Here is a 22,810-nt window from a genome sequence, read left to right on the forward strand (position 1 = left end):
GTTGTCCGTTGCCATGCAGACCACCCCGGAATTGCAGCAGGCTGTCCGAGTCGTCGATCCCACCCCGTACTTCCGCTACCTGGAGGAGCGGTTTGGCATACCGCCCGCCACGTTTGACGGATACGTGCTCGTGCAACCGGGCCGTAAGAAAGTGTATATCGTGACGGCCGATCACCGGCCGCCTGCTCATCCGCGTCCCCGCACCGTGGGCCTTCCTTTCCTGCGCATCTACTTGAAGTTTCCCAAGCTATCAACGGCCGCCGCCCAGCAATTCGGGCACGCTGCGACGCGCAACGTGATCGATACTGAACCACCTCAGGCGGAAGCCTTCCTGACGCGCCGGACCTTTCGCGCCCGCCCGGAGCAACTGGCGCGCTGCACCGGCCGGGGATATGTGCTGATCCGCTACCAGGGACACACGCTGGGCGTCGGCTTCCTTATTCCGGACGAAGCGGGTGGTCGCGTCGAAAGCATGCTGCCCAAATCGTGGGCGCGGGATCCTTCCTCGTTCAGTCTATTGGCGGAGTGATCGGCACGCCCGCCTGCGTTGCCAGCAGATCACGGGCCGCCCGGTAGCCGCTCTGCAGGGCTCCGGCGACGGTAGCAGGCTCTTCGGGATCGGTTGCCTCTCCGGCCAGAAAAATTGTGTCGTGAACAGGGCGGCGCAGGACCCGCCGGGCTTTTATCCCGCCCGGACGCACGTAGCTGTAGGCGCCCTGCGCAAAAGGATCACGCTGCCAGTCGCAAAGGCAGGCGCTGACCAGATAGCGTCCCGGGTCCTGAATGCCGTAGAGCCGCCCGATGGTGCGCAGTGCTTCCTGGATCACCGCTTCTTCCGGCCAGTCGGCCAACCGGCGGGCTGCCGGTCCCCCGGCCCAGGCCAGCAGCACCGGCACGCGCAGCGGCAACGGTTGCCAGATGGTCGTAAAGCGCTCGTCGGGCGCGTGGATAAAAGCCAGTTCCCGAAGCGCCGCATGGGTTTCCCAGAAGGCTTCCCGGAAGCACAGGTTCACGCGCACGGCCGCGCCCATCTCCAGTTGCGCCAGCGCGTTCCGCCAGGGTTCAGGTAAGGGAGGATCGACATGAAGGGCCGGCGTTTGATCCCCCTGCAGCAAGGGAAGCGGTACGGTCAGAATCAGCGCGCGAGCCTGAAAGACGCGGGGCTGCCCAAGCTGCTGCGCATGCACTTCGACCCGTCCCGGCTCCCAGCGCACCCCTGTAACTACCGTCTGCAGATGCACCCGGACCCGCGTAAGGTTAAGGCGGCGGTACAGGGTTTCTACCAGGCGATCATATCCTCCTACTGGACGAAACTGGGGATAGTCGGCTGCTTCGTTGGCCCGCACGCGCCAGTCTTCGGCCAGCGCCTGCAGGCTGAGTTGCTCAGGATCGGCGGCCTCAAAGCTTTCGGCCACGATGCGAGCCAGCGCCCGCGTCGCCGTCTGTTCCTGCGGTAGCGCCTGCTCCAGAAAGGCGGCAAACGCACTGTCGGGCGCTTCAGGCGGGGGCAGTTGCTCCAGCAGCGGACGAAGGGTCCGCACCAGGTCGATGGCCTGGACCCGTCCCTCCAGGAACAGGCCGTGCGTTTCGGGCACCTGCATCAATCCGATACCGCCCTGACGAAGAAGTCGGAGCGTCACGGCCGGTCGACCATGAACGAACTCCGCCCCCAGTTCCACCGGAATCGGAAAAATGGAATCGCGCCAGGTGTAGATGCGTCCTCCTATGCGATTTCGCGCTTCCACTAACAAAACGGTGCGGCCGGCCCGGCCCAGCATTTCAGCAGCAGCCAGGCCAGCCGCACCGGCACCAACTACAACGACATCCCACATAGTAGGATACGGCTCAATGCTCTCCGATGCCGCGCAGCAGTTTTTCGGTTTCCTCCTTGTGGCGCGTCTCGTCGCTGATAATCTCTTCCAGGTCGTTGACCAGGCCGTAATCGCCCAGCGCTTCGGCCTGCTTCCGTCGCTGCACGTAGCGGGCAATCGTTTCCTCTTCAGCCTTCAGCACTGCTTCCAGCATGGCCCGGTTGCTGTCGGCCAGCTTTACCGGCGCGGGCTTCGTGGTGGGCAGTCCCCCCAGCGCCGTGATTTTGTTGGCCAGAAACTGCGCATGCCGCAGCTCTTCCGGGATTTCGCGCTCGAAGAATTCCTTCAGGAACGGCCGGTGAATGCCACTGGCCATGGCCGCATAGGTCGCGTACATCACAATGGCCTGGTACTCGTGCGCCAGGTCCTCGTTGAGCCCTTTGATGAGCTGTTCGCGGGTGACTGTTTTGATTTCCGTTTCCATGATGCGCTCCTGCGGTCTTTGAGTACAGGTTCCTATAGAGATAGGAATGTGCCCCTTGGCGTAAAGTTTGCCCTCAAATGCAACCGTTGCGGAAAGATTACAGAGGGCCTCGCACTAAAAGCCTTCCGGTGGAGCTCCCCCGCATGCATCCCGGAACCGCCCCTCCTCAGGCGGACGCCGCACGTTTTTTCAGCAGATACACGAACTGACCGCTGGCGGGCAGCACGTTCAGCACGGTAAAGAGCACCGAACTCCCGATCAGATCGTATGGCCGCACCCATTGAAGGGGCGGCTGCGCATACGGGGAATCAGGCGAAAGGATCAGCCAGAACATGCCCCCCAGGAAAAGCAGCGCTGCGACGCCGAACAGCAGGGCTCCCCCACCATTATCTGGAACCGCGTGGGCGACGAGGGCACCTTCAGGTACAGGAGCCACAGGATGCTATGAAGCAGCGTGCCGGTCGCCAGTGGTAAGAGCAGCAGTAGCCGCGCCCCGAGCGCACTCCAGGTCAGTCCGACCAGCACCCCCAGCAGCAACCCGGCCATAGCACCGCTAAACCGCCGCAATCGTCTGAAGACCTGACGGCTTACAGGAAGAGGCGGCGGGAGCTCAGCCGTCGACGGATCCTCTTCAGGCCAGGCCACAGGTAGTCTCAGCAAAACCATACTCAACACAAGCCACACGACCTTCCAGAGAGCAAACTCAGAAAATCCTATTAAAAATCCTATCAAATAGAAGGATGCAACCAGGCCTGCATAAAACCAAGCCAATCTTCTTATTACTTTAATTTTATATGTTTTAATAGGACGAAATAAATAGAATAAAATATAATTATTATCGTAATCTAATTTTGCATCAATAAACAAATCTCGTGATAAACTATAGAAATAGAAAAAAGGAATCTGAAACAGGATGTCAATATACCTTATATACTGTGATCGAAATCATGGCGCGCCTTGGTATAATAAATGAGGAGTTTTCAGTTGAGGTCTCCGTATTGCCGGGCGCAGGCAATGATTCCCTGAAGCGTAGTGCCACAGCAATGGCCGATCACCTCGCCATTTGCCGTCACCGGTACACAGGTAAACCCGCCGCCTCCACCCCGAGGCCATCCCGGCGGAGAATCGCCCAGAGAATGGGAAGCAGCATCATCTCCTATCTCTTTTGAACTGAAGGGGTGTTAAGAGTCATTATTTGTTAACTTCAGGTAAAAAAATAAAACAAGCTAACGTCTTCTTTTCAATCGAGTGGTCTTGCAGAGGCATCCAATCAAACAGCTACGCGTCGGGCTGGCCCTGCCAGCATTGAAGTCCTCGCTGCCGGGCTGCTATGGCAGCGGCCTCGGCGAGGCTGCGTTCTGTAAAGACACCGAACAGGGCCGAGCCGGAACCGGAAAGCGCGGCGTACGCCGCGCCGCGTTGCCGTAGCCATTGTTTGAGGGCTTTCAGTTCCGGATACCGTGCAAACAGCGGTGCCTCAAAGTCGTTCTGGAGTTCCCGCTGCCAGCGCTCTGGATCGTTGGACGTGACGATTTCAGCAAGCGAAGGCCCTTGCGATGCACGGGGTTGCACCAGCCGGTAGGCCTCGGCCGTGGCAATCCGAAACGAGGGTACCAGAACAACCAGGTGAAAGGGAAACTGGTAGGCCGACAGGGGCTGCAGTTGCTCGCCTCGTCCTGTAGCCAGGGCTGCCGGTGCAGGCAGCAGAAAGAACGGCACATCTGAGCCCAGATCGGCCGCCAGCCGATGCAGCACGTCCGGCGCGAGGGAGGTGCGTTGCTGCCGCAGCAGCAGTTGAAGCGTGGCCGCTGCATCACTGGATCCGCTGCCCAGCCCCGCTCCATAAGGCACCCGTTTGTCCAGATGCAGCCATCCCGTGAGCGGTTGATGCAGCAGATTGGCCAGGCGCCCGGCTGCCCGCACGCACAGGTTGCGTTCGTCGGTCGGCAGCGCCGGGTCGGAGCAGGTAAAGGTAAAGCGATCCGCCGGCGTCAGCGTCAATCGATCGGTCCACGGAATGCGAAGCAGCACGGTTTCGATGTCATGGTAGCCGTCCGGTCGCCGGCGAAGCACGCGCAGGCCCAGATTAATTTTGGCCGGTGCGAGCTGCACCAGGGGTTGCTCCTCCAACTTTCGCATGAATTCGTTGCGTACGGTTGCAGATTATCGTAGCTTAGCCTCAAGTAAAGCACCCGCCAAGTTATTGCCTATCGCACGCAGATTGCCACCATTACGCACGCATTGCTTCACAACGATGATGAAGTTTTCCTTATGGGTCGCATGCACTGGTTAAGCATTACGGGTGGGCTTTTATTGCTCTGCGCCTCTTCTCTTTATGGGCAAGAACTCCCTCCCGCGCAACGGCAAACGCTGCCGCTTCCTTTTCAGCAACTGCTGCAGCGGCAACTGGAACGATCTGCCGAAGGACTTGCCCTGGAGGGTCCGGTTCGACCAGAAGCCTATCGTGTCGGTCCCGGCGATGTCCTCACGATCCTGATCGGGGGTGCCTTTGGCCAGAAGCTACGGGTGGAAGTCTCCGCCGAAGGCAAACTAACCCTGGCTGAAATCGGCGTGTTACCTGTGGCCGGGAAGTCCCTGGCTGCCGTGCGGGATACCGTACAACGCTTTCTGCGGCCCCATTTTGCAAACGTCCCTATTGAAGTCACGCTGAGCAGACCGCGCTCTTTTTACGTCCACATTACCGGAGCGGTACCCAGACCAGGACGCGTGCGCGCATCGGCTACTGCACGCGTCAGCGATATCATTGAAGCGGCCTTTGAATCCCCTTCGGAGATTACCCCACCGCCTTCTTCCGAAGTTGCTCAAGAGTCGCCAGCCTTGCTTTCCGCTCCGTTTTTACGGACGTATCGTGCTGAATCCTCGTCCGACTTTATGCCCGCCCTCCGCAACGTCTTGCTACACCGCCGCGACAGTACCACCCTGCGCATCGACCTGTTGCGCTACTACACGACGGGCACGCTGGCGCACAATCCTTATTTGCAGGATGGTGACGTCATTGAGGTACCTTCCTTTCATGTGCAGCGCGATGCGGTAATTGTACAGGGCCCCGTTCCCTATCCCGGAGCCTACGATGTGCGCCCTGACGATACGGTGCTCGATCTTCTTGTAGTGGCAGCAGGACGCGACGGCTTACACCACCTCACCGAAGTCCGGCTCATCCGCAAACCCGCTGCAGCCGATACAGCGACAGCCTCCCAGCTTATTACAATCGACTCCTTGCTGCAGCATCCGACGCGGGCCCCTCGGCTCCGGCCAGGTGATCGCGTGATGGTTCTTGAACCAGAGATGGCCACAGCCGCAGCCTACGGTTTTGTGCGCTACCCTGGCACCTACCCCATCACGCATGGCAAAACCACGGTGCGTCAGCTCATCAAAATGGCCGGAGGCCTCCTGCCCGAAGCCAACCCCCGCGTTGCTTACATTGAGCGAACCCGCTCGTTCTACTTTAAAGGTACGGCTCAGGCCACCGACCTGGATTTCTTTGGCCGCGCATACCTGCGCCAATCTCTGCAGACGAACCGAATTGTCGTCAATGTCGCGGATATTCTGGAGGGGAAGGCCCCCGACCTGCCCCTGTATGACGGCGACCGCGTGGTGATTCCCCGGAATGAACAAACGGTTTTTGTAGCAGGCCATGTCGCTAAACCAGGCTATGTGCCCTATCAACCTGGCCAGCCTGCCCGCTACTATATCCTGCAGGCAGGAGGCCTGGGCCCCCAGGCCCGAGCCGTGTACGTTTTCGATGCCGGCACTGGACAGGTGCGGCGTGGACTGGAGGCCCCGGTTTATTCCGGCGATACGATCTTTGTGGATCGTCAGCCAATGGCCGACACGCCAGAAATTGCGCAGTTGGTGCTGAACGACCAGATTTCCCGCCGTCAACATCGCATTCTGACCGTTCAGACCATCCTGACCGGAATTTCGACCATTGTCGGCATCATCACTGCCTATGCCGCCATTACCCGTTGATGGCCCTATGGCTGCCCAACCTACATCCAATGCGCAGCACGAACGAACGTGGGAGGCATTGCGCCACCTTTACGGGGCGCGTCGCTGGATCGCTGGAATCACCGCACTGGCTGCTATCGGATCGCTTATTGTCAGCCTGCTGCTGCCCAACTGGTACCGGGCCACTGCCCGCGTACTCCCCCCGGCCGGCGCTGGCCTCAGCCCTCTGGCCTCGCAGCTATTAAACAATCTGCCCGGCTTTCTCGGAGGGATGCTGGGAGGGGGCAGCACGGCCGGTTACGAGCGCTACCTGAGCATTCTCTCCAGCCGAACGATGCAGGAGCGACTGGTCGACCACTTCAATCTGATCGCAGTCTATGGATTGGAGGATGAGGAGCATCCCCGCGAGGCAGCCATTGAAGAGCTGCGCGACAATATTTCCTTCGACGTAGACCCCGACTTTGAGTACCTCGAGATCTCGGTGCTTGACCGCGACCCGCAACGAGCAGCCGACATGGCCAACTTCATGGTAGCGGAGCTCAACCGGATCAACGCGGATCTGCTCACGCAAAGTGCTCGGCGCTACCGAGCGTACGTCGAACGACGCTACCGGGAAGCGCTGGCCCGCCTCGACTCGGTACTGGACGCCCAGCAAGCCTTCCACGAGCAATACGGTCTGTTCGATCTGGAAGCGCAGGCGCGCGGCTTCCTGGAGTACGTGGCCACGCTCCGCGCCGAGGCACTTCAGACGGAAATGCAGTACGAGGCGCTCCGCACCCAGTTTGGCGACGAAAATCCCCAGGTGCGCGTGCTGGCAAAAATGAAAGCAACGGCCGAACGGCGCTACCAGGAAGCCCTGGAAGGCCAGGAACGCCTCCTCCCGGTTCCCCAGCAGGAAATTCCGGCCGCTTTGCGTCAGTATTTCGAGCTGGAACGTGAGCGATTGCTCCAGACGCGCATTCTGGAAGTGCTGGCACCGCTCTACGAACAGGCCCGCTTCGAGGAAGAGCGGCGCGTTGAGGCCGTGCAGGTAGTTGACCCGGCCGTTCCTCCAGTTAAAAAAGCCTGGCCACGCCGGTCGCTTATCGTGCTGGGCATCACCCTGGCTGCGCTTGCCCTGAGCATTCTGTTCGTGCTGGCCCACGCCTGGTGGCAGACGCAGCGCGAATTACTTCGTCAGCATGTATTCCAGCCTCCAACGGCTACTTCTTCCAGCCCCCAGCCTCAATCTGCCGAGCAAGCGTAACTTTTACGCCATTTATTTCGTATTTTTTTAGTATCTGGGTTCCCCTCTAAACCATCAGGACAGGCTATGTGGCTGCTCGTTGCTCTGGCGCTGCTACTCGCCTCGCCCTCCGACTCAACCCGACGCAACGAGATCGTTCCCGGACTGCACCTGAGTACCAGCCGGTGCGAAGCGCTCTGGGAGCTGGACTGTCGGCGCCCACGACCACTGGCCGCCTTTGCCGGCGATTTTCCCCATCGCTGGCCCTTCCGCGAAACCGCCCTGTACCGCTCGCTGCCAGGCCTCCGTTACAACCGTGTAGAGGGGCTGGTGTTGGGACTGGGCACCGAACCGCTGGAATGGACCGAGTACGACCGCGTGCGGCTGCTCGGACAACTGGCCTATGCCTTTGCGTTGCGTCGCTGGCGCTACGAAGTTGGCGCCGAAACGGTGCTCAATCCGGCCCGCCATGAAGCGTTCTACCTCAAGCTGGGCGGTGGCTACTATCGCACCACCCGCACCGACGACCTGTGGAAAACCACCCCGCTGGAAAACACGCTGGCCGCCTTCTTTTTCGGCAATGATTTCTATGCGCTCTACTACGAAACCGAAGGCTGGCAGCTCTACGCTGTGCAACGCCTGACGCGCTACGCACAACTGGGCCTGGGCTTCCGCGCCGAAGCCCACCGGGCGCTCTCTCAGAAAACCCGCTGGGCGCTGTTCGCCCGCCAGGCGGCGGACTTTAACCTGCCTGCACGGGAAGGCCGCCGGCATGCCCTCGTGCTGACGCTGGACGCCGGCCGCATTCTGGCCTACAAAGACCTGCCAACCGGATGGGCCCTCCGTCTCCAGGCAGAGCTGGGACGCCACCTGGGAGGTGAGCTTCTCTACAACCGCTATGTAGCTGACGGGCGCCTTTACCTCCCAATGGGCCACTACAGCCGACTGAACCTGCGGGTGCGTGGCGGATGGGCCGACGCCACCGCCCCTATCCAGCAGCAATTCTTCCTGGGCGGTATCGGGTCGGTGCGGGGCTATGCGCAGAATGCATACGTTGGCACGCGCATGCTGCTGGGTAATGCCGAACTGGTCATTCAGGGAGTGTCGCTGGTGCCCGGCGAAGTGATCGAAGACCTGGTCTTCCTGGCGTTTTTCGATGCCGGATGGGTCAATGCATTTGGCACCGATACCTTCCGGAGTCGCGACATGCTAAGCGCCGCCGGCATTGGCCTGGGACTGGACGAAGGCCGAAGCATACGTCTGGAGCTGGCCTGGCCGCTTCGCGACCTGGGTCAGGGATACCGACCATCGCTCTGGTTCCGCATCAGTCCGGCCTTTTAAACAAGGAGGGGGCCAGGCGGCCCCCTCCTTTGCGCTCAATGCCTTCCGGTTGAACCAAAGCCGCCTGCGCCGCGCTCGGTTTCGTCCAGCGAAGCGCGTTCATCCCACGAAACCCGGGCATGGCGTGCCACCACCAGTTGGGCAATACGTTCACCGCGCCGGATCACAAAAGGCTCTGAGCCCAGGTTGATCAGCAACACCTTGACCTCGCCCCGGTAATCCGCATCAATCGTTCCCGGACTGTTCAGCACCGTGACGCCATGCCGGGCTGCCAGGCCACTGCGCGGCCGCACCTGGCCTTCGTAACCCGGAGGAAGGGCCAGCACCAGCCCGGTGGGAACCAGCGCCCAGCGTCCCGGCTCCAGCACCAGGGGCTCGTCTTCCGGAACCGCCGCCCGCAGATCCATCCCAGCGCTGTACGGAGTTGCGTATTCAGGCAGCGCCAGTCCTTCGGCATGCGGCAGTCGCTGAATCGGCACAACCAGCGCGTCGATCTCGGTAAGCGTCTTCGTTTCCATCAGGATACTGGTTTTGCTGCTTTTAATCTACCTGTCCCATCAAACGCCGCACCGCCGGGCTCACCAGGAGCGCAATCAGGCCAGCCGCTCCGGTAATCATCGCCACGCTCCGGAAAAGCTCCGCGGGCATCAGCGTCTCCAACTGACCGGCCACCAGCCCTGCAAACAGGTTCCCCAGCGCCGCTGCAATGAACCAGAAGCCCATCATCTGGCCTACCCGTCCGCGCGGCGCCAGCTTCGTAATCGACGACAGCCCAACAGGCGACAGGCACAGCTCGCCTACCGTATGTAGAAAATACGTTACCACCAGCCAGGCGGGCGAGACCGGATTTTCGGGCGTGGCGTGAGCCGCTCCCCAGGAAAGCACAAAAAAGCCCGCCGCCAGCCCCAGCAACCCCAGCGCAAACTTCACCGGAATGGAAGGATTTGCCCGGCGCTGCGCCAGCCAGGTCCACAGCCAGCCAAAAACTGGTGCAAAAATGATAATGAACAGGGGATTAATGTTCTGGAGCATGCTGGCCGGCATCTCCCAACCGCCGAACTGACGGTCCGTCAGATCGCGCGCAAACAGGTTCAGCGATGAGCCGGCCTGCTCAAAGCCCGACCAGAACAAGCCTGCCAGAATAACCAGCCACAGGATCACGACGAGCCGCCGCTTTTCCAGGGCTGTATGGCCGCCGAAGAAGAAAATATAGGCGAAAAACAACAGCGTGATAATGACCACGCCCACGCCCAGACTCTGAGCCAGCGTCTCCAGCGAAAGAGGAAACTGCCCGGTAGCCAGCAGATAGCCGCAGAAAACTACCAGGGCAGCGGCAATGCCGGCACCAGTGTAGAAGCGCTGGGCCCGCCGTGCCAGTACGGTTTCATCTTCACCTGGTGCTGGCCGAAAGAGACCGGCTTCGCCCAGATATTTCTCGCCGACTTTGTAGGAAATCAGGCCAGCCACCATGCCAATACCTGCCAGCGAAAAGCCCAGGTGCCAGTTGTAGCCTTCCCCCAGCAGGCCGCACAGCGTGGGTCCCAGCACAGCGCCAATATTGATCCCCATGTAAAAGATGGAAAAGCCGGCATCGCGCCGCGCACCGCCTTCTGGATACAGCTCTCCCACGATCGTGCTGACGTTGGGCTTAAGCAGACCGGTGCCGATTACGATGAGGGCCAGTCCTAGAAAAAACGTCAACTGCGTCGGAATGGCCATGGAGAAATGCCCCATGGCAATAATGACACCGCCTACGAAAATGGCTTTGCGCTGCCCCCAGAGCTTATCGGCCAACCAGCCGCCCGGCAGCGAAAGAACATAAACAAAGAACGTGTACAGACCATAGATGGCCGTAGCCGTGCCAATGTCGAACCCCAGTCCCGGGTTTGCCTCCGTAACCGCCGTGGTCATAAACAGCACCAGAAGCGCTCGCATGCCATAGTAGCTGAAGCGCTCCCAGAGCTCCGTAAAAAACAGGGTGGCCAGACCGCGGGGATGCCCGAAAAAGCTTGTATCATTTACAAGCGCCGAGGCGCTGGCCGCCATTCCTTCCGGTTTGTTTGACATAGTTGCAGTCCCTCCAATTGGTACAACATCCACCTATTGCGGCTAAGCTTAGTAAATCTCCTGAAAAAAAAGTAAGAGGCCGGTCCCGAACCCCCTGTGAAACCGGAGCGCGGCCGTTTTTTTAGAAGGTATTCGCTATGAATCGAACCGGCATCGCCGTATATTCGCGCGGTTGTATAGCTTGTCCGGGGACCATCACTTAGCGGAGGAAACTGCATGAGCAACCAGCACGGGCAGGAAGCCTTAGCACCCGGCCGCGACCTGCACGGCCCACGCACGCACACCTGCGGCGAACTGCGGCGCACCCATGTTGGCCAGGAAGTAATCCTCAAAGGATGGGTTGACACCCGGCGCGATCTGGGTGGCGTCATCTTTGTCGATCTGCGCGACCGGTACGGCCTGACGCAGCTTGTCTTCTCCCCGCAGGACAATGAGGCGGCGTACCGGTTGGCCGACCGCCTGCGCAGCGAATACGTCATCTCGGTACGGGGCGTGGTGCGCGAGCGTTCTCCGGAAACCATCAATCCCAGGCTGGCCACCGGTGAGGTTGAGGTGCGCGTCCATGATCTGATCATTCTGAACACAGCCGAACCGCTTCCCTTTCCGGTCTCCGCTCATGAGGAGAAACGCACGGCAACCAGCGAAGAGCTACGCCTGAAGTATCGCTACCTCGACCTGCGGCGACCGGAGCTGCAGCGCAACCTGCTACTCCGCCATCAGGTCTACCTGATCACGCGCCGCTACTTCGATGCGCATCAGTTCGTCGAAGTTGAAACCCCCGTGCTGACCAAATCAACCCCGGAAGGCGCCCGCGACTTTCTGGTACCCAGCCGTCTGCATCCCGGGAAATTTTACGCACTTCCGCAGTCGCCGCAGCTCTACAAGCAGATTCTCATGGTCGCAGGCCTGGACCGCTACTTTCAAATTGTCAAGTGCTTCCGTGACGAAGACCTGCGGGCCGACCGCCAGCCGGAGTTCACCCAGATCGATGTGGAAATGACCTTTCCTACCGAGGAGCAAATCTTTACGCTCATTGAGGGGCTCATGCAGGCCATCTGGCGGGAAACCCTGGGCGTTGACCTGTCCCTGCCGTTTCCTCGACTCTCCTATCAGGAGGCGCTGCGACGTTTTGGCTCCGACAAACCCGACACCCGCTTTGGGCTGGAACTGCAGGAGATCGGCGACGTCTTCCGCGGCTCCGGCTTCCGGGTGTTTGAGCACATCCTGGCCCAGGATGGCGAGATTGTCGCACTGGTTGTACCGGGCATGGGCGACCAGGGCCGCGGCTATATGGATCGCCTGGACAAAGAGGTCGTGCGCAAGCAGATCGGCGCCGGCGGGCTGGTCTATTTCAAGCTGCCCTCAGACGGCGGCCCCATCTACGCGTCGGTCAAAGAACACATTCTGGCGCCGGAGTTCGTTCAGCGTGCTGTTGCGCAACTGGGAGCCCGGGCTGGCGACCTGGTGCTCCTGCTGGCCGGTCCAAAACCGCAGGTTTACCTGCAAGCCGGCGCGTTGCGCCTGCACATGGCCCGGGAGCTGAACTTGATCCCTCCGGCCGGCCAGGCCCCCTGGCACTTTCTCTGGATTACGGATTTTCCGCTGCTGGAATGGGACGAGGAAGCCGGACGCTACTATGCCATGCACCACCCGTTCACCTCGCCCCACCCGGATGACCTGGAGCTGCTGGAAACCGATCCGGGACGCGTACGCGCCCGCGCCTATGACCTGGTGCTCAATGGCAACGAGATCGGAGGCGGCTCGATCCGTATTCACCGGCAGGACGTGCAACGTCGCATGTTCCGCGTGCTGGGCATTGACGCAGCCGAAGCCGAGCGGCGTTTTGGGTTCCTGCTGACCGCCTTCCGGTACGGCGCGCCTCCCCATGGAGGCATTGCGCTGGGACTGGATCGCATCGTCATGCTGCTGGCTGGTGCCGGATCGCTGCGCGACGTAATCGCGTTCCCGAAGACCCAGCGCGCCCAGGAGCTGATGTCGGATGCCCCCGATGAAGTCGCTCCGGAGCAGCTTGAGGAGCTCCACATTCGCGTTGTGCTGCCCGAAGCAGAAACGTCAGGCTCCTGACCGGACCGTTTGCAACGCGCCCCGTTACCTGGTGCAGAACCTGCTGATGCGCATATGCGCATTGTCTGCGCGCATCAAGGCGGTCCTGTCCTATGAGCCCCGCATTTGAGCGAATCGATCCCGGGCGCGGCAGGGCATGCCCTGCTTTGCCAGAAGTCCTTTTCCCCTTGAAGCGGGGCACATTCTTCCTCATATTGCCAGCCTGGGACAGAGCGCCAGCCGAGAGTTTTCTGCAAAACCTGCTTTGCAGAACATCATGTCCACCACCTACCGCCCTGCTTTCCTGGAGCTGTTTGCCCGGCGTTTTCATTGGGATGCCTGGGAGCAGATAATCCGGCAACAGGGCTGGACGATCGACCGTCCGTACCGAAGTCGGCATCCCCTCTTTCCAGAAGTCATCTACCCGATCGACTATGGGTACATAAACGGCACGTGCAGCAGCGACGGAGAGCCCATTGATCTGTTTGTGGGACAGGGCCGTCGTGGTCTGGTAGGGGCGCTTCTGACCATTGATCGACGGCGACATAAGCGCGAAGTAAAACTGCTGTACAATTGCACGGCCGAAGAGGTGTACCTGGTGAATGGGTTTATCAACTTCGACCGGCGGTTTCTGGAAGGCTTTCTGGTGCTCCGCTATCCTATGTCGTTGCTGTGGAGCGACTCTGGGTGAGCCGGGCGGCTACGAGCATCTGCAAACAGGCGCCGGACAAAGCTGGGCAGAGCAAACGCAGCCCGATGCAGCTCAACATTGTAGTAGCGCAGACGATTGGCGAAAGGCGCCAGGCGACGCGCAGCCTGCTCTGAATCGAAATCGTCTACGGGATGCAGCCGTTTGCTGGCCAGCATGAAGGACCAGAGTCCCATTGGATAGGTAGGAATATGGGCCAGATACATATGCACCTGAGAAAAAAGCCGTCCCAGCATGGCGTGGGCTGCCTGAATGGAAGCCTGAAACGTCTGATCGAACGGCGATTCACTCTGCGTAACCAGCATGCCGTCTTCGCGCAAGAGACGGGCACAGTCCCGGTAGAATGATTCGCCAAAAAGCCCTTCGGCAAACTTCACCGGGTCGGTAGAATCCACGATGATTAGATCGTACGTAGCAGGCGCTGCTTCTCGCACAAAGGCGGCCCCATCAGCCACGTGCAACCTGGCTCTTGGATCGTCAAAGGCCCGGCTGAGCTCCGGGAAACAGGTTCGAGCGGCCTCAATTACGACCTCATCAATTTCTACCAGATCTACCTGCTCGATTTCGGCATAGCGGAGCACTTCCCGTAGCGTGCCGCCGTCGCCCCCGCCCACGATGAGCACCCGCCTTGGATGGGGCAAAAGACACAGGGCCGGATGGCAGATCATTTCGTGATAGACAAATTCATCCCGCTCGGTGAGCATCACCAGCCCATCCAGCGTCAGCACCCGTCCAAAAGCGTCTGTCTGCAACACCTGCACCTGCTGGTAGGCACTCTGTCGGTTAAACAGAATGCGTTCAACGCCAAAGCTCAGTCCGGTTCGTCCCTGCCAGAACTCGGTGTACTGAAACTGATATTGTTTGGGTGCTGCCATGATTACGGTTGATTAAAACAGAAGCGGCGTGGTGCCTCTTCTCCCTGGAAGCTACACCACGCCGCGAGTACGGTTCATGGGATGCTGCGCGGACTCAGGCGGTTGCCGCCTCTTCAAGCACGGGTTTGTGGGGCACGCGCTCAGGAAAGAGCCCTCGTTTGAGCTCCATGCTGGAAACGTTCCGTGCCCGGAACTGCTCCTCCAGGTACTGCTGAATGATCCAGGGGTCAATGGTATCGCCGCATGTAAAAATATCAACCGCGGCATAGCCGTGCTCCGGCCAGGTGTGGATGGCTACATGCGACTCAGCAATAACCACGACGCCACTAACGCCGTGGGGACTGAAGGAGTGAAACGTGTCGGTAATGACAGTGGCACGGGATCGACGCGCGCCCTCAATCAAAATTTCCCGAATCAGGGCCTCGTTGTTGAGCACCTCTCGGTCGCAGTCATAGAACTCGACCAAGATCTGCCTTCCGAGTGCTTGCATCGGCTACCCTCCTTTTGGTTTGCACCCCCCGTCTGCCACAAACGGGGAAACATTGTATGGTGAACAATTAATGCCTCCTGACGGAGGCACCCCATACAACCGCAGTCCTGGCGAGCGAAGGGTAGGAGGACGCCGGAAGACGTTGGCCACGCTACAGACGCGTCCTCTTTAGCTTACGAACTCGCCAGCCGCTAGCGCATCACGAGCACGCCCTGCCTGAGCAGAACGCCTCGTGAAAAGACGCATTCAAAGAACGCGGGCGTTGCGGTTCAGGATCGTACCTGGTGGCAGCAGGCCCTTTCCTGAAGCAGGAACAACAGTAAAAACTAAGCAGCAGAACGATCTTTGTAAAACCCAGTCTTCCCCGACTTTATTTTTTCACAAACCCCCCGCGCCACTGGGCGGCCAATGAACGACCCCCCTATCACGGAGTTCCTTTTTGCTCCCCTTTAGCACCGCCCCACAAGGGGCCATTTAGCAATTTTTTACGATGCTGAACTCACAAATGATATGAAACGGCCGGAACCCTCTCGTCTGCTATGCGTTGCCCGCTTCAAACCGAAAGCAGGCGAAGTTACAGGCTCTCCTTTTCATCTGTTCGACTTAACCAGCTACCAGCCATGAAGCATCGGCCCACTCCAGTGTATCTGGCCTGGCAGCACGGCGGGCATTTCCAGACCACGGCCATGCTGCAGGTAGCGGGTCGATGTTGCTGTATGGGCTGATCGCCTCTCCACACTTCCGGTCTGTCTGATAATTCCCTTAGTCCTTGCTATAGGCAGAAGGGGATAGTTGTATCCCGCTCAAAGTAAGCGGGACCCCTGATCCGTTCAGACCGGCCGTCTCGAACAGGGTATCTGTTGCATCCCGGCATACTGCGGGTTGTGTCCACTTTGTCCACCGTCCACCAACGCATTGCTGGCTTATGTCTGCGCCTAAAACGTTCGTTCGCTACGGCCGCCGCACCCAGGAGCTCACCTGGGAACTGGTCCTCAAACGCAACAGCATTGAACGCTTAAAACAGGAGCGGCCCCCCCTGCGCGTCGTCGAGGAGCTTCCGGCGCTAATTGCGCGGGGCTACGAAGCCATTCCGGAAGAGGATATTGTGCGCCTGTACTGGTATGGCATCGCGCACGACAAGCCCAAGGTGGGCACCTTCATGGTGCGCGTCAAGGTGCCGGGGGGCCTGCTACAGCCCCATCAGCTCCGGGCCCTCGGCGAAATTGCTGGACGCTACGGGCGCGACTACGGCGAGCTGACCACGCGCCAGGGCATCCAGCTTCACTGGGTAACCATGGATAAACTCCCCGAGGTGCTGGAAGCCATCGCGCAGGCTGGTCTGACCACGGTCGGCGCCGAAGGCGACACCGTCCGCAATATTACCAGTTGCCCGGTCAATGGAATCAATCCGGCCGAATTGTTTGACGTCCGGCCGGTCATCGAAGCAGCCGCCCGCTTTTTCTGGGGCAATCCGGACTACTCCAACCTGCCGCGCAAACACAAATTCACGATTAGCAGTTGCCCCCATCAGTGCAACGCACCGGAAATCCACGATATCGCGCTGATCGGGGTTATTAAGGACGGCCAACCGGGCTTTGCCGTCAAGGTGGGAGGGGGCCTGTCCGCTACACCCCGACTGGCCCGGGACCTGGGCGTTTTCGTGCCTGTCGATGAGGCCGTCGAAGTACTGGCCGCCATCACCGACGTCTGGCAGCACAACCTGCGCTACCGCCTGAGCCGGGCCAAGTCGCGCATCAAGTTTCTGGTAGACGACTACGGCCCGGAAGGAGTGCGCCAGATGGTGGAAGAACGCCTGGGACGTAAGCTGGAAGACTTTCGCGCTCCCGACCCGCTGCCAGGTGGCAACCACCTGGGCGTCCATCGTCAGAAGCAGGACGGCTTTTACTACGCAGGATTTCCAGTACCTTCAGGACGGGTAACCGGTACCCAGCTCCGCCAGATTGCCGACATCCTGGAGAGCGTCGGAGGCGACATTCGCTTTACGCGCGAGCAGAACTTTATCCTGGGCAACCTCCCCGAGGAGCGCCTTGCCTGGGTGCTCGATCAGATGCGGGCCATCGGCTTTCCCATTGAACGTCATCGCCTCTACGGGACTTCAACCGCCTGCACCAGCCATCAATTCTGCAACTACTCTGTTGCCGAAACCAAAGAAAAACTCGACGAAATCATTGAGGCCCTGGAGACGCGCTACGGTGACGAAGTGCAAGATCTGACGATTTATATGGACGGCTGCCCTCACGCCTGCGCCCACCATTGGGTTGGCGACATCGGGCTGCAGGGCACGCGCACAGCCGGTCCAAACGGCACCAAGATCGAAGCCTATGACGTAACGCTCCGAGGAGGACTGGGCGTGCGCGCGGCCATTGGCCGTCCTATCCTGCGCCGCATTCCCGCCACCGAAATCAGTCAGGCTATTGTCCGCCTGGTAGGCGCCTGGCTGCAGGAACGCCGTCGCCGGGGCGCGCACTACACGTTTCAGGCCTTCTGTGAGGCGCACTCCAACGAAACCCTGCAGGCTATCGCCCTGGGTAAAATGACGGTTGAAGCGACAGAAGCGACCGATGCCGCCCGCATCCGCATTCCTGGTCCGCTTCTGGAGCTGACCGACGGTAGTGACGTGATTGAAGTCAACGCTCCTACCGTCCGCGCCGCTCTGGAACAGGCAGGCCAGCGCTACCCCAAACTCCAGGCCGCTGTGCTGACGCCGGACGGCCAGATCAATGAAGCCTTTACCCTCTACGTGAACGAAGAGGACATCCAGGGCCTTCAGGGCCTCAATACCCCGCTCAAGCCGGGGGATGAATTGCTCATCCTTATGGCAATGTCCGGAGGTTAAGCGCGTCGTTCACCCACAAACAACCTGACCGGGACTATGGCTCGCCAACCCCTGTTTGACGATCTGGAAATCGGCGAAATCGCCCTCCAGTTAGATGACCAGGAGCCCGAAGATGTGATTGCCTGGGCGCTGGACACTTTTGACGAAGACCGCATCGCCATTGTCACGGCACTCCAGGCCGACGGCATGGTGATCCTGGACATGGCCTACCGGATGAAACCCAACATCCGGGTAATGACGGTCGACACAGGGCGCTTGCCCCAGGCCACTTACACCTTCTATGATCAGGTGCGCGAACGCTATCCGGAAGCACGCTTCGAAGTGCTGTTTCCGGATTATCGGGAGGTGGAAGAAATGGTGCGCCGCCACGGCATCAACCTGTTCTACAAGTCGGTGCCGCTGCGCCTGCTCTGCTGCCACGTACGGAAAGTGCGGCCCCTCATCCGGGCCCTGGGCCAGTTGGACGCCTGGTTCACGGGCCTGCGTCGTGACCAGTGGGCCTCACGCGCAGCCATCCGCAAAGTAGAAATCGACCACGACCACGATGGCGTGATCAAGATTAACCCCCTGGCCGACTGGACGAAAGAGGATGTGTGGGCGTACATCGAAGAATTTGACGTGCCCACGCATCCGCTTTACGCCGAAGGCTACACCAGCATCGGCTGCGCTCCCTGCACCCGTCCGATTCAGCCGGGCGAAGATGACCGAGCAGGCCGCTGGTGGTGGGAAACCAATGCGCCTAAGGAATGCGGCATCCACTGCCCCATCGAAACCGGCGGCTTTGAACACGAAATGGAAGCCATTGTAGGCCACGGATCCCCCGAAAACGGACCGGTTCACTAAAAACCCCAATCCAGGATGCCGCTAACCATTCCTGAAGCAGCGCGAGAGCCGCTGGTGCAGGAGCTGACGCGTTTTGCAGCTTCCATGCCGGACCCCGAAACGCGCGCCCTGTACCAGCGGCTCCTGGAAGCTGCTGCGGCTGGCGAAATCGACGAGACGTTAGACGAAGCGCTGGGACGCTTCCTGGAAGTGGCCCTCCAGACCGGCCGCATTCGGCACCAGCATGGCCCCCACGAAGAGAAGATGCTGCGGGCGCTGTTTCATCAGACGCAACGCGGCCGCCAGATTCTAAGCGCCGTCCAGCAGGCAAACCAGGCGCTTCGCGCGCTGGAAGGCCACACGTTGCGTGAACTGACCTTCACGCCGCAAAATCCCGGGACCTATCGCCTGACGCTCGCTACCGACCAGGTGCGTCTGACGCTAGAAATCAGCGCCCAGGGAGTCTGGGTCGAAAACCTCACGGTAGGCTGATGATGAACGCTTTTATCCCTTACGTGCAGGCAGTCGGTCGCGGCGAAAAGCTCAAGCGTGACCTGACGCGCGAAGAGGCCCGCGATGCTATGCACCTGATCCTGGACCGAACTGCTACGCCCGCCCAGATCGGTGCATTTCTGGTTACGCAGCGCGTAAAGGGCGAGACATCGGACGAAATCGTGGGCTTTGTCGAAGCAGCCCGAACGTTCTGCCACCGCATACAGCCGCGCGTTGCGCGCCTGCTGGACCTGGGCGTGCCCTACGACGGCAAAGCACGCACGCCCCAACTGGCCCCGGCCATTGCCCTGATGGTGGCCGCGGCTGGCCAGCCTGTTGTGCTACACGGCGCACCCGACATTCCAACCAAGCAGGGTGTTACGCCAGCCGATGTGATCCAGGCACTGGGAATCTCCGTCGATCAACCACCAGACACCGTCGCCCGCCAGATCGAAACCCTGGGAATTGGCTACCTGCATGCCCCCCGCTTCGCGCCAGCCTGGCATGCCCTGACCCCCATCCGCCAGCAGTTTGGCCTGCGCACCGCCCTCAACACCGTGGAAAAACTGCTCAATCCGGCCCTTGCTTCCTGCAGCGTGGCCGGGTTCTTTCACCGGAATTATCTGCTCCGAATGCGTCCGGCCGTCCGGCAGCTTTTCCCCCAGGGCTGGCTCGCGCAGGGAATCGAAGGCTCCATTGAATGCCGCGCTGGACGCACCACCCGGTTGTATCCGGCCGATGAGACCGCCGCACCGCTTATCGTCGAAGCGGCCGCGCTTGGCTTTCCGGAACCAGACAACTCCGAGGTGCCGGCCGATCCGACACTCCACGCCGAAATAACCCGGCACATTCTGAGCAACCAGGCCATTCCCGCCCGGGATACCGCGCTCCTAACAGCCGGCGTATTGCTTCACCTGAGCGGCCACGCCGACAGCCTGACGGTCGGAATCGAACAGGCCCGCGACGCGCTTGCCAGCGGAAAAGCTTTCCGCCTGCTTCGCTACTGGGAAGAGTGGACGCAAGCAGCACGGGCGGCCGGCTAACGCCCCCTACCCGGCCTGCTGTTCGGCCACTACCTGCCGGCAGAAAGATAACACTAACCGCACGTGCGCGTGCAACATAGGAACCAGTTCAAGCCGGTCCATACGTTCCTGGGGTAACTCTGGAAGTCCGGGCGGACTGATACGCCCCATCCAGAGCCCCATCTTGTCGCGCAACAGGCGCTCTCCGGGAAACTGGCCAGCCGGCAGATGCGCTTCGTAGAACGTCTGCTTGCGCTGCAACCGGCCGTACACCTCGCGCCCGATCTCCTCCAGTACGTGCTGATCGGTCTGATGGAGCAACCAACTCCCCAGCAAATAATCCCGATAGGTAAAAGGCAGTGCCTGCAAAGCTGACCCCACCGCCTGCTTTAGTGCCGGTTGCTCTCGAAGCCCTGCTTCAGCCGCCCGCGCCGTCGCCACCGCCACCAGACAGAGCGTCTCTTCAGTTACCAGCTCAGGATCTGCCATATCCATCGCGTCAAGCACGCGTCCAATCAGTTCTTGCGTGGTGTGCAGCGTGCCTACCGTACCAAACGCAGCAATCCGGGCGGCCTGTGCTTCCAGCATGATGCCACGTGTTCTAGTGACGGCTGCTACAGAAGGTCCGGGCCTTCGCGCGTAAGCAAACGACTCGCCACGCACTACGATGCGTTTGCGCGCCGTTTCCTCTACTGGCTGTCCGCACCTTCAGAGGCTGTTCTCAAGCGCACCGATCCTCAGCGACCCTGTTACGCACGCGTCTCCGAAACGGTCGCCCTTCGACGCACAACCATTTGGCCGGTACGCCTCATGTCTCTTCTATCAGAGGCTCTGCACTGGCCAGTTGCCATTACATGCCTGGCGGATCGAAAGGGTCCAGGCGCCTTCCTTTAAACGGCATGCGTTTTGATCCTCCCTATCATTGCTTTCTGCAACAGCCTGCCTCGTGGATGTCTTCTGTCAAACATAAGGCTGCAACCTCCAGCGACCGAGCTGTTCCACTCCTGCCCCCGGGCCAGCGCAAGGGACAACTGGAAGAATTGCTGGCCTTGCTTGATGTGCTGGAAGTCGTGCAGGCAGGCCTGAAAGATGGGTCAGCGGAGGCCTTCTCCTCCTTACAGCGTCTGCTGCAGGCGCTGCATGGAATTGCCCGGCGCTATCCTTCCCTTCGTCTACGCCAGGCTTTACAGGCAATCTCAGGGCACGCCCACCGAAATGACCCCAACGCCCTGGAACAACTGCTAAAGCAGCTTACCGACGTAGTGGCTGCCCTGCAGGAGATCATTGAGCAGATGGCTATCCCCGAATCCCATCTACTGCTCATTGAGCCCGATGAAGAGACGGCTGCTCTGCTTCAAACCATGCTGACCGGACCTGGGCGAACCGTTAGCGTAGCGCGCACCGCAGCCGAAGCACGTAATCTGCTGCAGCAGACGCCTGCCACGTTGATTATCATGGAACTGAACCTTCCCGACGAAGATGGACGCAACCTGTTGCTCTGGCTGCGCGGGCGCTCGCTAACAGCTTCCACCCCTGTCATTATCCTGTCGGATCGTACGGAGCCGCACGTCAAGGCAGAATGCTATGCCCTGGGAGCCGATGCCTACTTTGAAAAACCTTTTGATCCGGTCAATTTTATGGCGACCGTTACGGCCCACCTGACGCACCACACCGTACGACACGGCGTTGATCCCCTGACCGGTGTGCTGGACCGCGCAGCCCTCGAAGAAGCCTTTCTGCACGCCCGCAAGGTCTATCCGCCCGATCGCTTCCCTATCTGCATAGCCCTGATCGACTTCGATAATCTTCAGGCCATCAACCGCCGTCATGGTCCCGATCTTGCTGACGCGGTCCTCCAGCAAGGCGTGCAGCTTCTGGCTTCTGTCCTTCGTCCCTCTGATCTAATCGGTCGGTGGACCTCGGATACCTTTTGCGTCCTCTTTTTGAACACGCCCCTGGAAGAGGCCATGCGTTGCCTGGAACGCGCGCTCATGGCACTGCGCCAGACGCCTTTCCAGGGGCATCAGGGCCAGCCCTTCTTTGCCACTTTTTCAGCCTGCGTGCTCCAAGTTCGCCCCTCACACGATTCGTTAGCCCAACTGGTTGCCGAAGCCCAGCGCTGCCTGGAACGCCTGGGAGACCGCCGGCAAGGGCGTCTCATCACACCGGAGACGACTATTACCCCTGAAAAACGCCGAGTATTAGTAGTCGAAGACGATGAAGACATTGCGACGCTGATTCATTACCGGTTAACGCGCGACGGCTTTGAGGTCGTGCACTTTGCCAATGGGCGCGAAGCGCTCACGTGGGCCCGGCAAAACGTTGCCGATCTGGTTATCCTTGACCTCAAGTTACCTGGAATGGATGGGTTTGAACTTCTGCACCACCTGCGCCAGCTTCCAGCATATACCGCAACGCCGATTATCATTCTGACCTGCCTGAACCAGGAGCAACATGTACTGCGGGGGTTCGAACTGGGGGCCGACGACTACATGGTCAAACCGTTCTCTCCGGTTGAGCTAAGCGCCCGGGTCCGTCGTCTTCTGGAACGCCATCCCACGCCTACCTCAATGGACGATTGA

21 protein-coding genes are annotated in these 22,810 nt (G+C 60.1%); 11 read left to right on the top strand and 10 right to left on the bottom strand.

Annotation, left to right across the window (positions count from 1 at the left end; genetic code table 11):
- The first annotated feature begins 13 nt into the window (after positions 1-13).
- Positions 14-529 (top strand): hypothetical protein, encoded by a 516-nt coding sequence (locus BUA15_RS09050; protein ID WP_072715651.1) that lies wholly within the window; start codon positions 14-16, stop codon positions 527-529.
- On the opposite strand, the gene BUA15_RS09055 is transcribed toward BUA15_RS09050, so the two are convergent.
- The 5 genes from BUA15_RS09055 to ispE form a co-directional block, all read right to left on the bottom strand.
- Positions 510-1,832 (bottom strand): flavin monoamine oxidase family protein, encoded by a 1,323-nt coding sequence (locus BUA15_RS09055; RefSeq protein WP_072715652.1) that lies wholly within the window; start codon positions 1,830-1,832, stop codon positions 510-512. The two genes, BUA15_RS09050 and BUA15_RS09055, sit on opposite strands and share 20 nt — an antisense overlap.
- Positions 1,833-1,845: 13 nt before the next feature.
- A complete protein-coding gene (locus BUA15_RS09060; protein ID WP_072715653.1) occupies positions 1,846-2,295 on the bottom strand; it encodes a ferritin-like domain-containing protein in 450 nt (149 codons plus the stop codon).
- A gap of 166 nt (positions 2,296-2,461) precedes the next feature.
- Positions 2,462-2,629, bottom strand: a complete 168-nt coding sequence (locus tag BUA15_RS13730; RefSeq protein ID WP_178139402.1) for a hypothetical protein — start codon at positions 2,627-2,629, stop codon at positions 2,462-2,464.
- Positions 2,617-2,841: a hypothetical protein gene (locus BUA15_RS13635; protein ID WP_143149593.1), complete on the bottom strand. Its 225-nt coding sequence runs from the start codon at positions 2,839-2,841 to the stop codon at positions 2,617-2,619. Before BUA15_RS13635 ends, BUA15_RS13730 begins: the two co-directional genes overlap by 13 nt.
- A 732-nt stretch (positions 2,842-3,573) precedes the next feature.
- Entirely contained in the window at positions 3,574-4,434 is an 861-nt protein-coding gene (gene ispE / locus BUA15_RS09070; protein ID WP_072715655.1) for a 4-(cytidine 5'-diphospho)-2-C-methyl-D-erythritol kinase, read from the bottom strand.
- 141 nt (positions 4,435-4,575) lie between these two features.
- Between ispE and BUA15_RS09075 the strand changes: the two genes are divergently transcribed.
- From BUA15_RS09075 to BUA15_RS09085, 3 genes are all read left to right on the top strand, one after another.
- A complete protein-coding gene (locus tag BUA15_RS09075) occupies positions 4,576-6,285 on the top strand; it encodes a polysaccharide biosynthesis/export family protein (RefSeq protein WP_245771992.1) in 1,710 nt (569 codons plus the stop codon).
- A gap of 7 nt (positions 6,286-6,292) precedes the next feature.
- Positions 6,293-7,510 (top strand): GumC family protein, encoded by a 1,218-nt coding sequence (locus BUA15_RS09080; protein ID WP_072715657.1) that lies wholly within the window; start codon positions 6,293-6,295, stop codon positions 7,508-7,510.
- Positions 7,511-7,576: 66 nt separating this feature from the next.
- A complete protein-coding gene (locus BUA15_RS09085; RefSeq protein WP_072715658.1) occupies positions 7,577-8,830 on the top strand; it encodes a DUF5686 family protein in 1,254 nt (417 codons plus the stop codon).
- A gap of 35 nt (positions 8,831-8,865) precedes the next feature.
- Here the strand turns inward: BUA15_RS09085 and dut are convergent, their stop codons facing one another.
- Together dut and BUA15_RS09095 are read right to left on the bottom strand one after the other, a co-directional pair.
- The gene (gene dut, locus BUA15_RS09090; protein WP_072715659.1) at positions 8,866-9,348 is read right to left on the bottom strand and encodes a dUTP diphosphatase; all 483 of its coding nucleotides are present in this window, start codon (positions 9,346-9,348) and stop codon (positions 8,866-8,868) included.
- A gap of 22 nt (positions 9,349-9,370) precedes the next feature.
- Positions 9,371-10,897, bottom strand: a complete 1,527-nt coding sequence (locus BUA15_RS09095; RefSeq protein ID WP_072715660.1) for a peptide MFS transporter — start codon at positions 10,895-10,897, stop codon at positions 9,371-9,373.
- A 216-nt stretch (positions 10,898-11,113) separates the two neighbouring features.
- Here BUA15_RS09095 and aspS point away from each other — a divergent pair, with 216 nt between their 5' ends.
- Together aspS and BUA15_RS09105 are read left to right on the top strand one after the other, a co-directional pair.
- Entirely contained in the window at positions 11,114-12,982 is a 1,869-nt protein-coding gene (gene aspS, locus BUA15_RS09100; RefSeq protein WP_072715661.1) for an aspartate--tRNA ligase, read from the top strand.
- Positions 12,983-13,238: 256 nt separating this feature from the next.
- Entirely contained in the window at positions 13,239-13,652 is a 414-nt protein-coding gene (locus BUA15_RS09105; RefSeq protein WP_072715728.1) for an inorganic diphosphatase, read from the top strand.
- Here BUA15_RS09105 and speE read toward each other — a convergent pair.
- Positions 13,616-14,545, bottom strand: coding sequence for a polyamine aminopropyltransferase (gene speE, locus BUA15_RS09110; RefSeq protein ID WP_072715662.1), 930 nt, complete (start codon positions 14,543-14,545; stop codon positions 13,616-13,618). The two genes, BUA15_RS09105 and speE, sit on opposite strands and share 37 nt — an antisense overlap.
- Before the next feature lie 94 nt (positions 14,546-14,639).
- Positions 14,640-15,035 carry an adenosylmethionine decarboxylase gene (gene speD / locus BUA15_RS09115; protein WP_072715663.1) on the bottom strand — a complete coding sequence of 132 codons (396 nt, stop codon included), beginning with the start codon at positions 15,033-15,035 and terminating at the stop codon, positions 14,640-14,642.
- Between the two features lie 925 nt (positions 15,036-15,960).
- Between speD and BUA15_RS09120 the strand changes: the two genes are divergently transcribed.
- Genes BUA15_RS09120 through BUA15_RS09135 form a run of 4 tightly spaced genes read left to right on the top strand, consistent with a single transcriptional unit; the run spans position 15,961 to position 20,249 of the window.
- Positions 15,961-17,892: a MoaD/ThiS family protein gene (locus tag BUA15_RS09120; protein ID WP_072715664.1), complete on the top strand. Its 1,932-nt coding sequence runs from the start codon at positions 15,961-15,963 to the stop codon at positions 17,890-17,892.
- Positions 17,893-17,928: 36 nt separating this feature from the next.
- The gene (locus BUA15_RS09125) at positions 17,929-18,735 is read left to right on the top strand and encodes a phosphoadenylyl-sulfate reductase (RefSeq protein ID WP_072715665.1); all 807 of its coding nucleotides are present in this window, start codon (positions 17,929-17,931) and stop codon (positions 18,733-18,735) included.
- Positions 18,736-18,750: 15 nt separating this feature from the next.
- Complete coding sequence (locus BUA15_RS09130; RefSeq protein ID WP_072715666.1) at positions 18,751-19,206, top strand: hypothetical protein; 456 nt, start codon at positions 18,751-18,753, stop codon at positions 19,204-19,206.
- Entirely contained in the window at positions 19,206-20,249 is a 1,044-nt protein-coding gene (locus BUA15_RS09135; protein ID WP_245771993.1) for an anthranilate phosphoribosyltransferase, read from the top strand. The genes BUA15_RS09130 and BUA15_RS09135 overlap by 1 nt, the downstream gene beginning before the upstream one ends.
- Positions 20,250-20,255: 6 nt before the next feature.
- On the opposite strand, the gene BUA15_RS09140 is transcribed toward BUA15_RS09135, so the two are convergent.
- Positions 20,256-20,816 carry a hypothetical protein gene (locus tag BUA15_RS09140; RefSeq protein ID WP_245771994.1) on the bottom strand — a complete coding sequence of 187 codons (561 nt, stop codon included), beginning with the start codon at positions 20,814-20,816 and terminating at the stop codon, positions 20,256-20,258.
- Between the two features lie 311 nt (positions 20,817-21,127).
- Between BUA15_RS09140 and BUA15_RS09145 the strand changes: the two genes are divergently transcribed.
- The gene (locus tag BUA15_RS09145; RefSeq protein WP_218587573.1) at positions 21,128-22,810 is read left to right on the top strand and encodes a response regulator; all 1,683 of its coding nucleotides are present in this window, start codon (positions 21,128-21,130) and stop codon (positions 22,808-22,810) included.

This window comes from Rhodothermus profundi, from assembly GCF_900142415.1.
Taxonomy (GTDB): domain Bacteria; phylum Bacteroidota; class Rhodothermia; order Rhodothermales; family Rhodothermaceae; genus Rhodothermus; species Rhodothermus profundi.

Bases quoted from the DNA above. Each gene is read 5' to 3' on its own strand.
- speD (WP_072715663.1), bottom strand. From the start codon at position 15,035: ATGCAAGCACTCGGAAGGCAGATCTTGGTCGAGTTCTATGACTGCGAC.
- ispE (WP_072715655.1), bottom strand. From the start codon at position 4,434: ATGCGAAAGTTGGAGGAGCAACCCCTGGTGCAGCTCGCACCGGCCAAA.
- BUA15_RS09060 (WP_072715653.1), bottom strand. From the start codon at position 2,295: ATGGAAACGGAAATCAAAACAGTCACCCGCGAACAGCTCATCAAAGGG.
- BUA15_RS09075 (WP_245771992.1), top strand. From the start codon at position 4,576: ATGCACTGGTTAAGCATTACGGGTGGGCTTTTATTGCTCTGCGCCTCT.
- BUA15_RS09080 (WP_072715657.1), top strand. From the start codon at position 6,293: ATGGCTGCCCAACCTACATCCAATGCGCAGCACGAACGAACGTGGGAG.
- dut (WP_072715659.1), bottom strand. From the start codon at position 9,348: ATGGAAACGAAGACGCTTACCGAGATCGACGCGCTGGTTGTGCCGATT.
- BUA15_RS09130 (WP_072715666.1), top strand. From the start codon at position 18,751: ATGCCGCTAACCATTCCTGAAGCAGCGCGAGAGCCGCTGGTGCAGGAG.
- aspS (WP_072715661.1), top strand. From the start codon at position 11,114: ATGAGCAACCAGCACGGGCAGGAAGCCTTAGCACCCGGCCGCGACCTG.
- BUA15_RS09055 (WP_072715652.1), bottom strand. From the start codon at position 1,832: ATGTGGGATGTCGTTGTAGTTGGTGCCGGTGCGGCTGGCCTGGCTGCT.
- speE (WP_072715662.1), bottom strand. From the start codon at position 14,545: ATGGCAGCACCCAAACAATATCAGTTTCAGTACACCGAGTTCTGGCAG.
- BUA15_RS09095 (WP_072715660.1), bottom strand. From the start codon at position 10,897: ATGTCAAACAAACCGGAAGGAATGGCGGCCAGCGCCTCGGCGCTTGTA.
- BUA15_RS09050 (WP_072715651.1), top strand. From the start codon at position 14: ATGCAGACCACCCCGGAATTGCAGCAGGCTGTCCGAGTCGTCGATCCC.
- BUA15_RS13730 (WP_178139402.1), bottom strand. From the start codon at position 2,629: ATGTTCTGGCTGATCCTTTCGCCTGATTCCCCGTATGCGCAGCCGCCC.
- BUA15_RS09140 (WP_245771994.1), bottom strand. From the start codon at position 20,816: ATGCTGGAAGCACAGGCCGCCCGGATTGCTGCGTTTGGTACGGTAGGC.
- BUA15_RS09125 (WP_072715665.1), top strand. From the start codon at position 17,929: ATGGCTCGCCAACCCCTGTTTGACGATCTGGAAATCGGCGAAATCGCC.
- BUA15_RS09105 (WP_072715728.1), top strand. From the start codon at position 13,239: ATGTCCACCACCTACCGCCCTGCTTTCCTGGAGCTGTTTGCCCGGCGT.
- BUA15_RS13635 (WP_143149593.1), bottom strand. From the start codon at position 2,841: ATGGCCGGGTTGCTGCTGGGGGTGCTGGTCGGACTGACCTGGAGTGCG.
- BUA15_RS09145 (WP_218587573.1), top strand. From the start codon at position 21,128: ATGCGTTTTGATCCTCCCTATCATTGCTTTCTGCAACAGCCTGCCTCG.
- BUA15_RS09135 (WP_245771993.1), top strand. From the start codon at position 19,206: ATGATGAACGCTTTTATCCCTTACGTGCAGGCAGTCGGTCGCGGCGAA.
- BUA15_RS09085 (WP_072715658.1), top strand. From the start codon at position 7,577: ATGTGGCTGCTCGTTGCTCTGGCGCTGCTACTCGCCTCGCCCTCCGAC.
- BUA15_RS09120 (WP_072715664.1), top strand. From the start codon at position 15,961: ATGTCTGCGCCTAAAACGTTCGTTCGCTACGGCCGCCGCACCCAGGAG.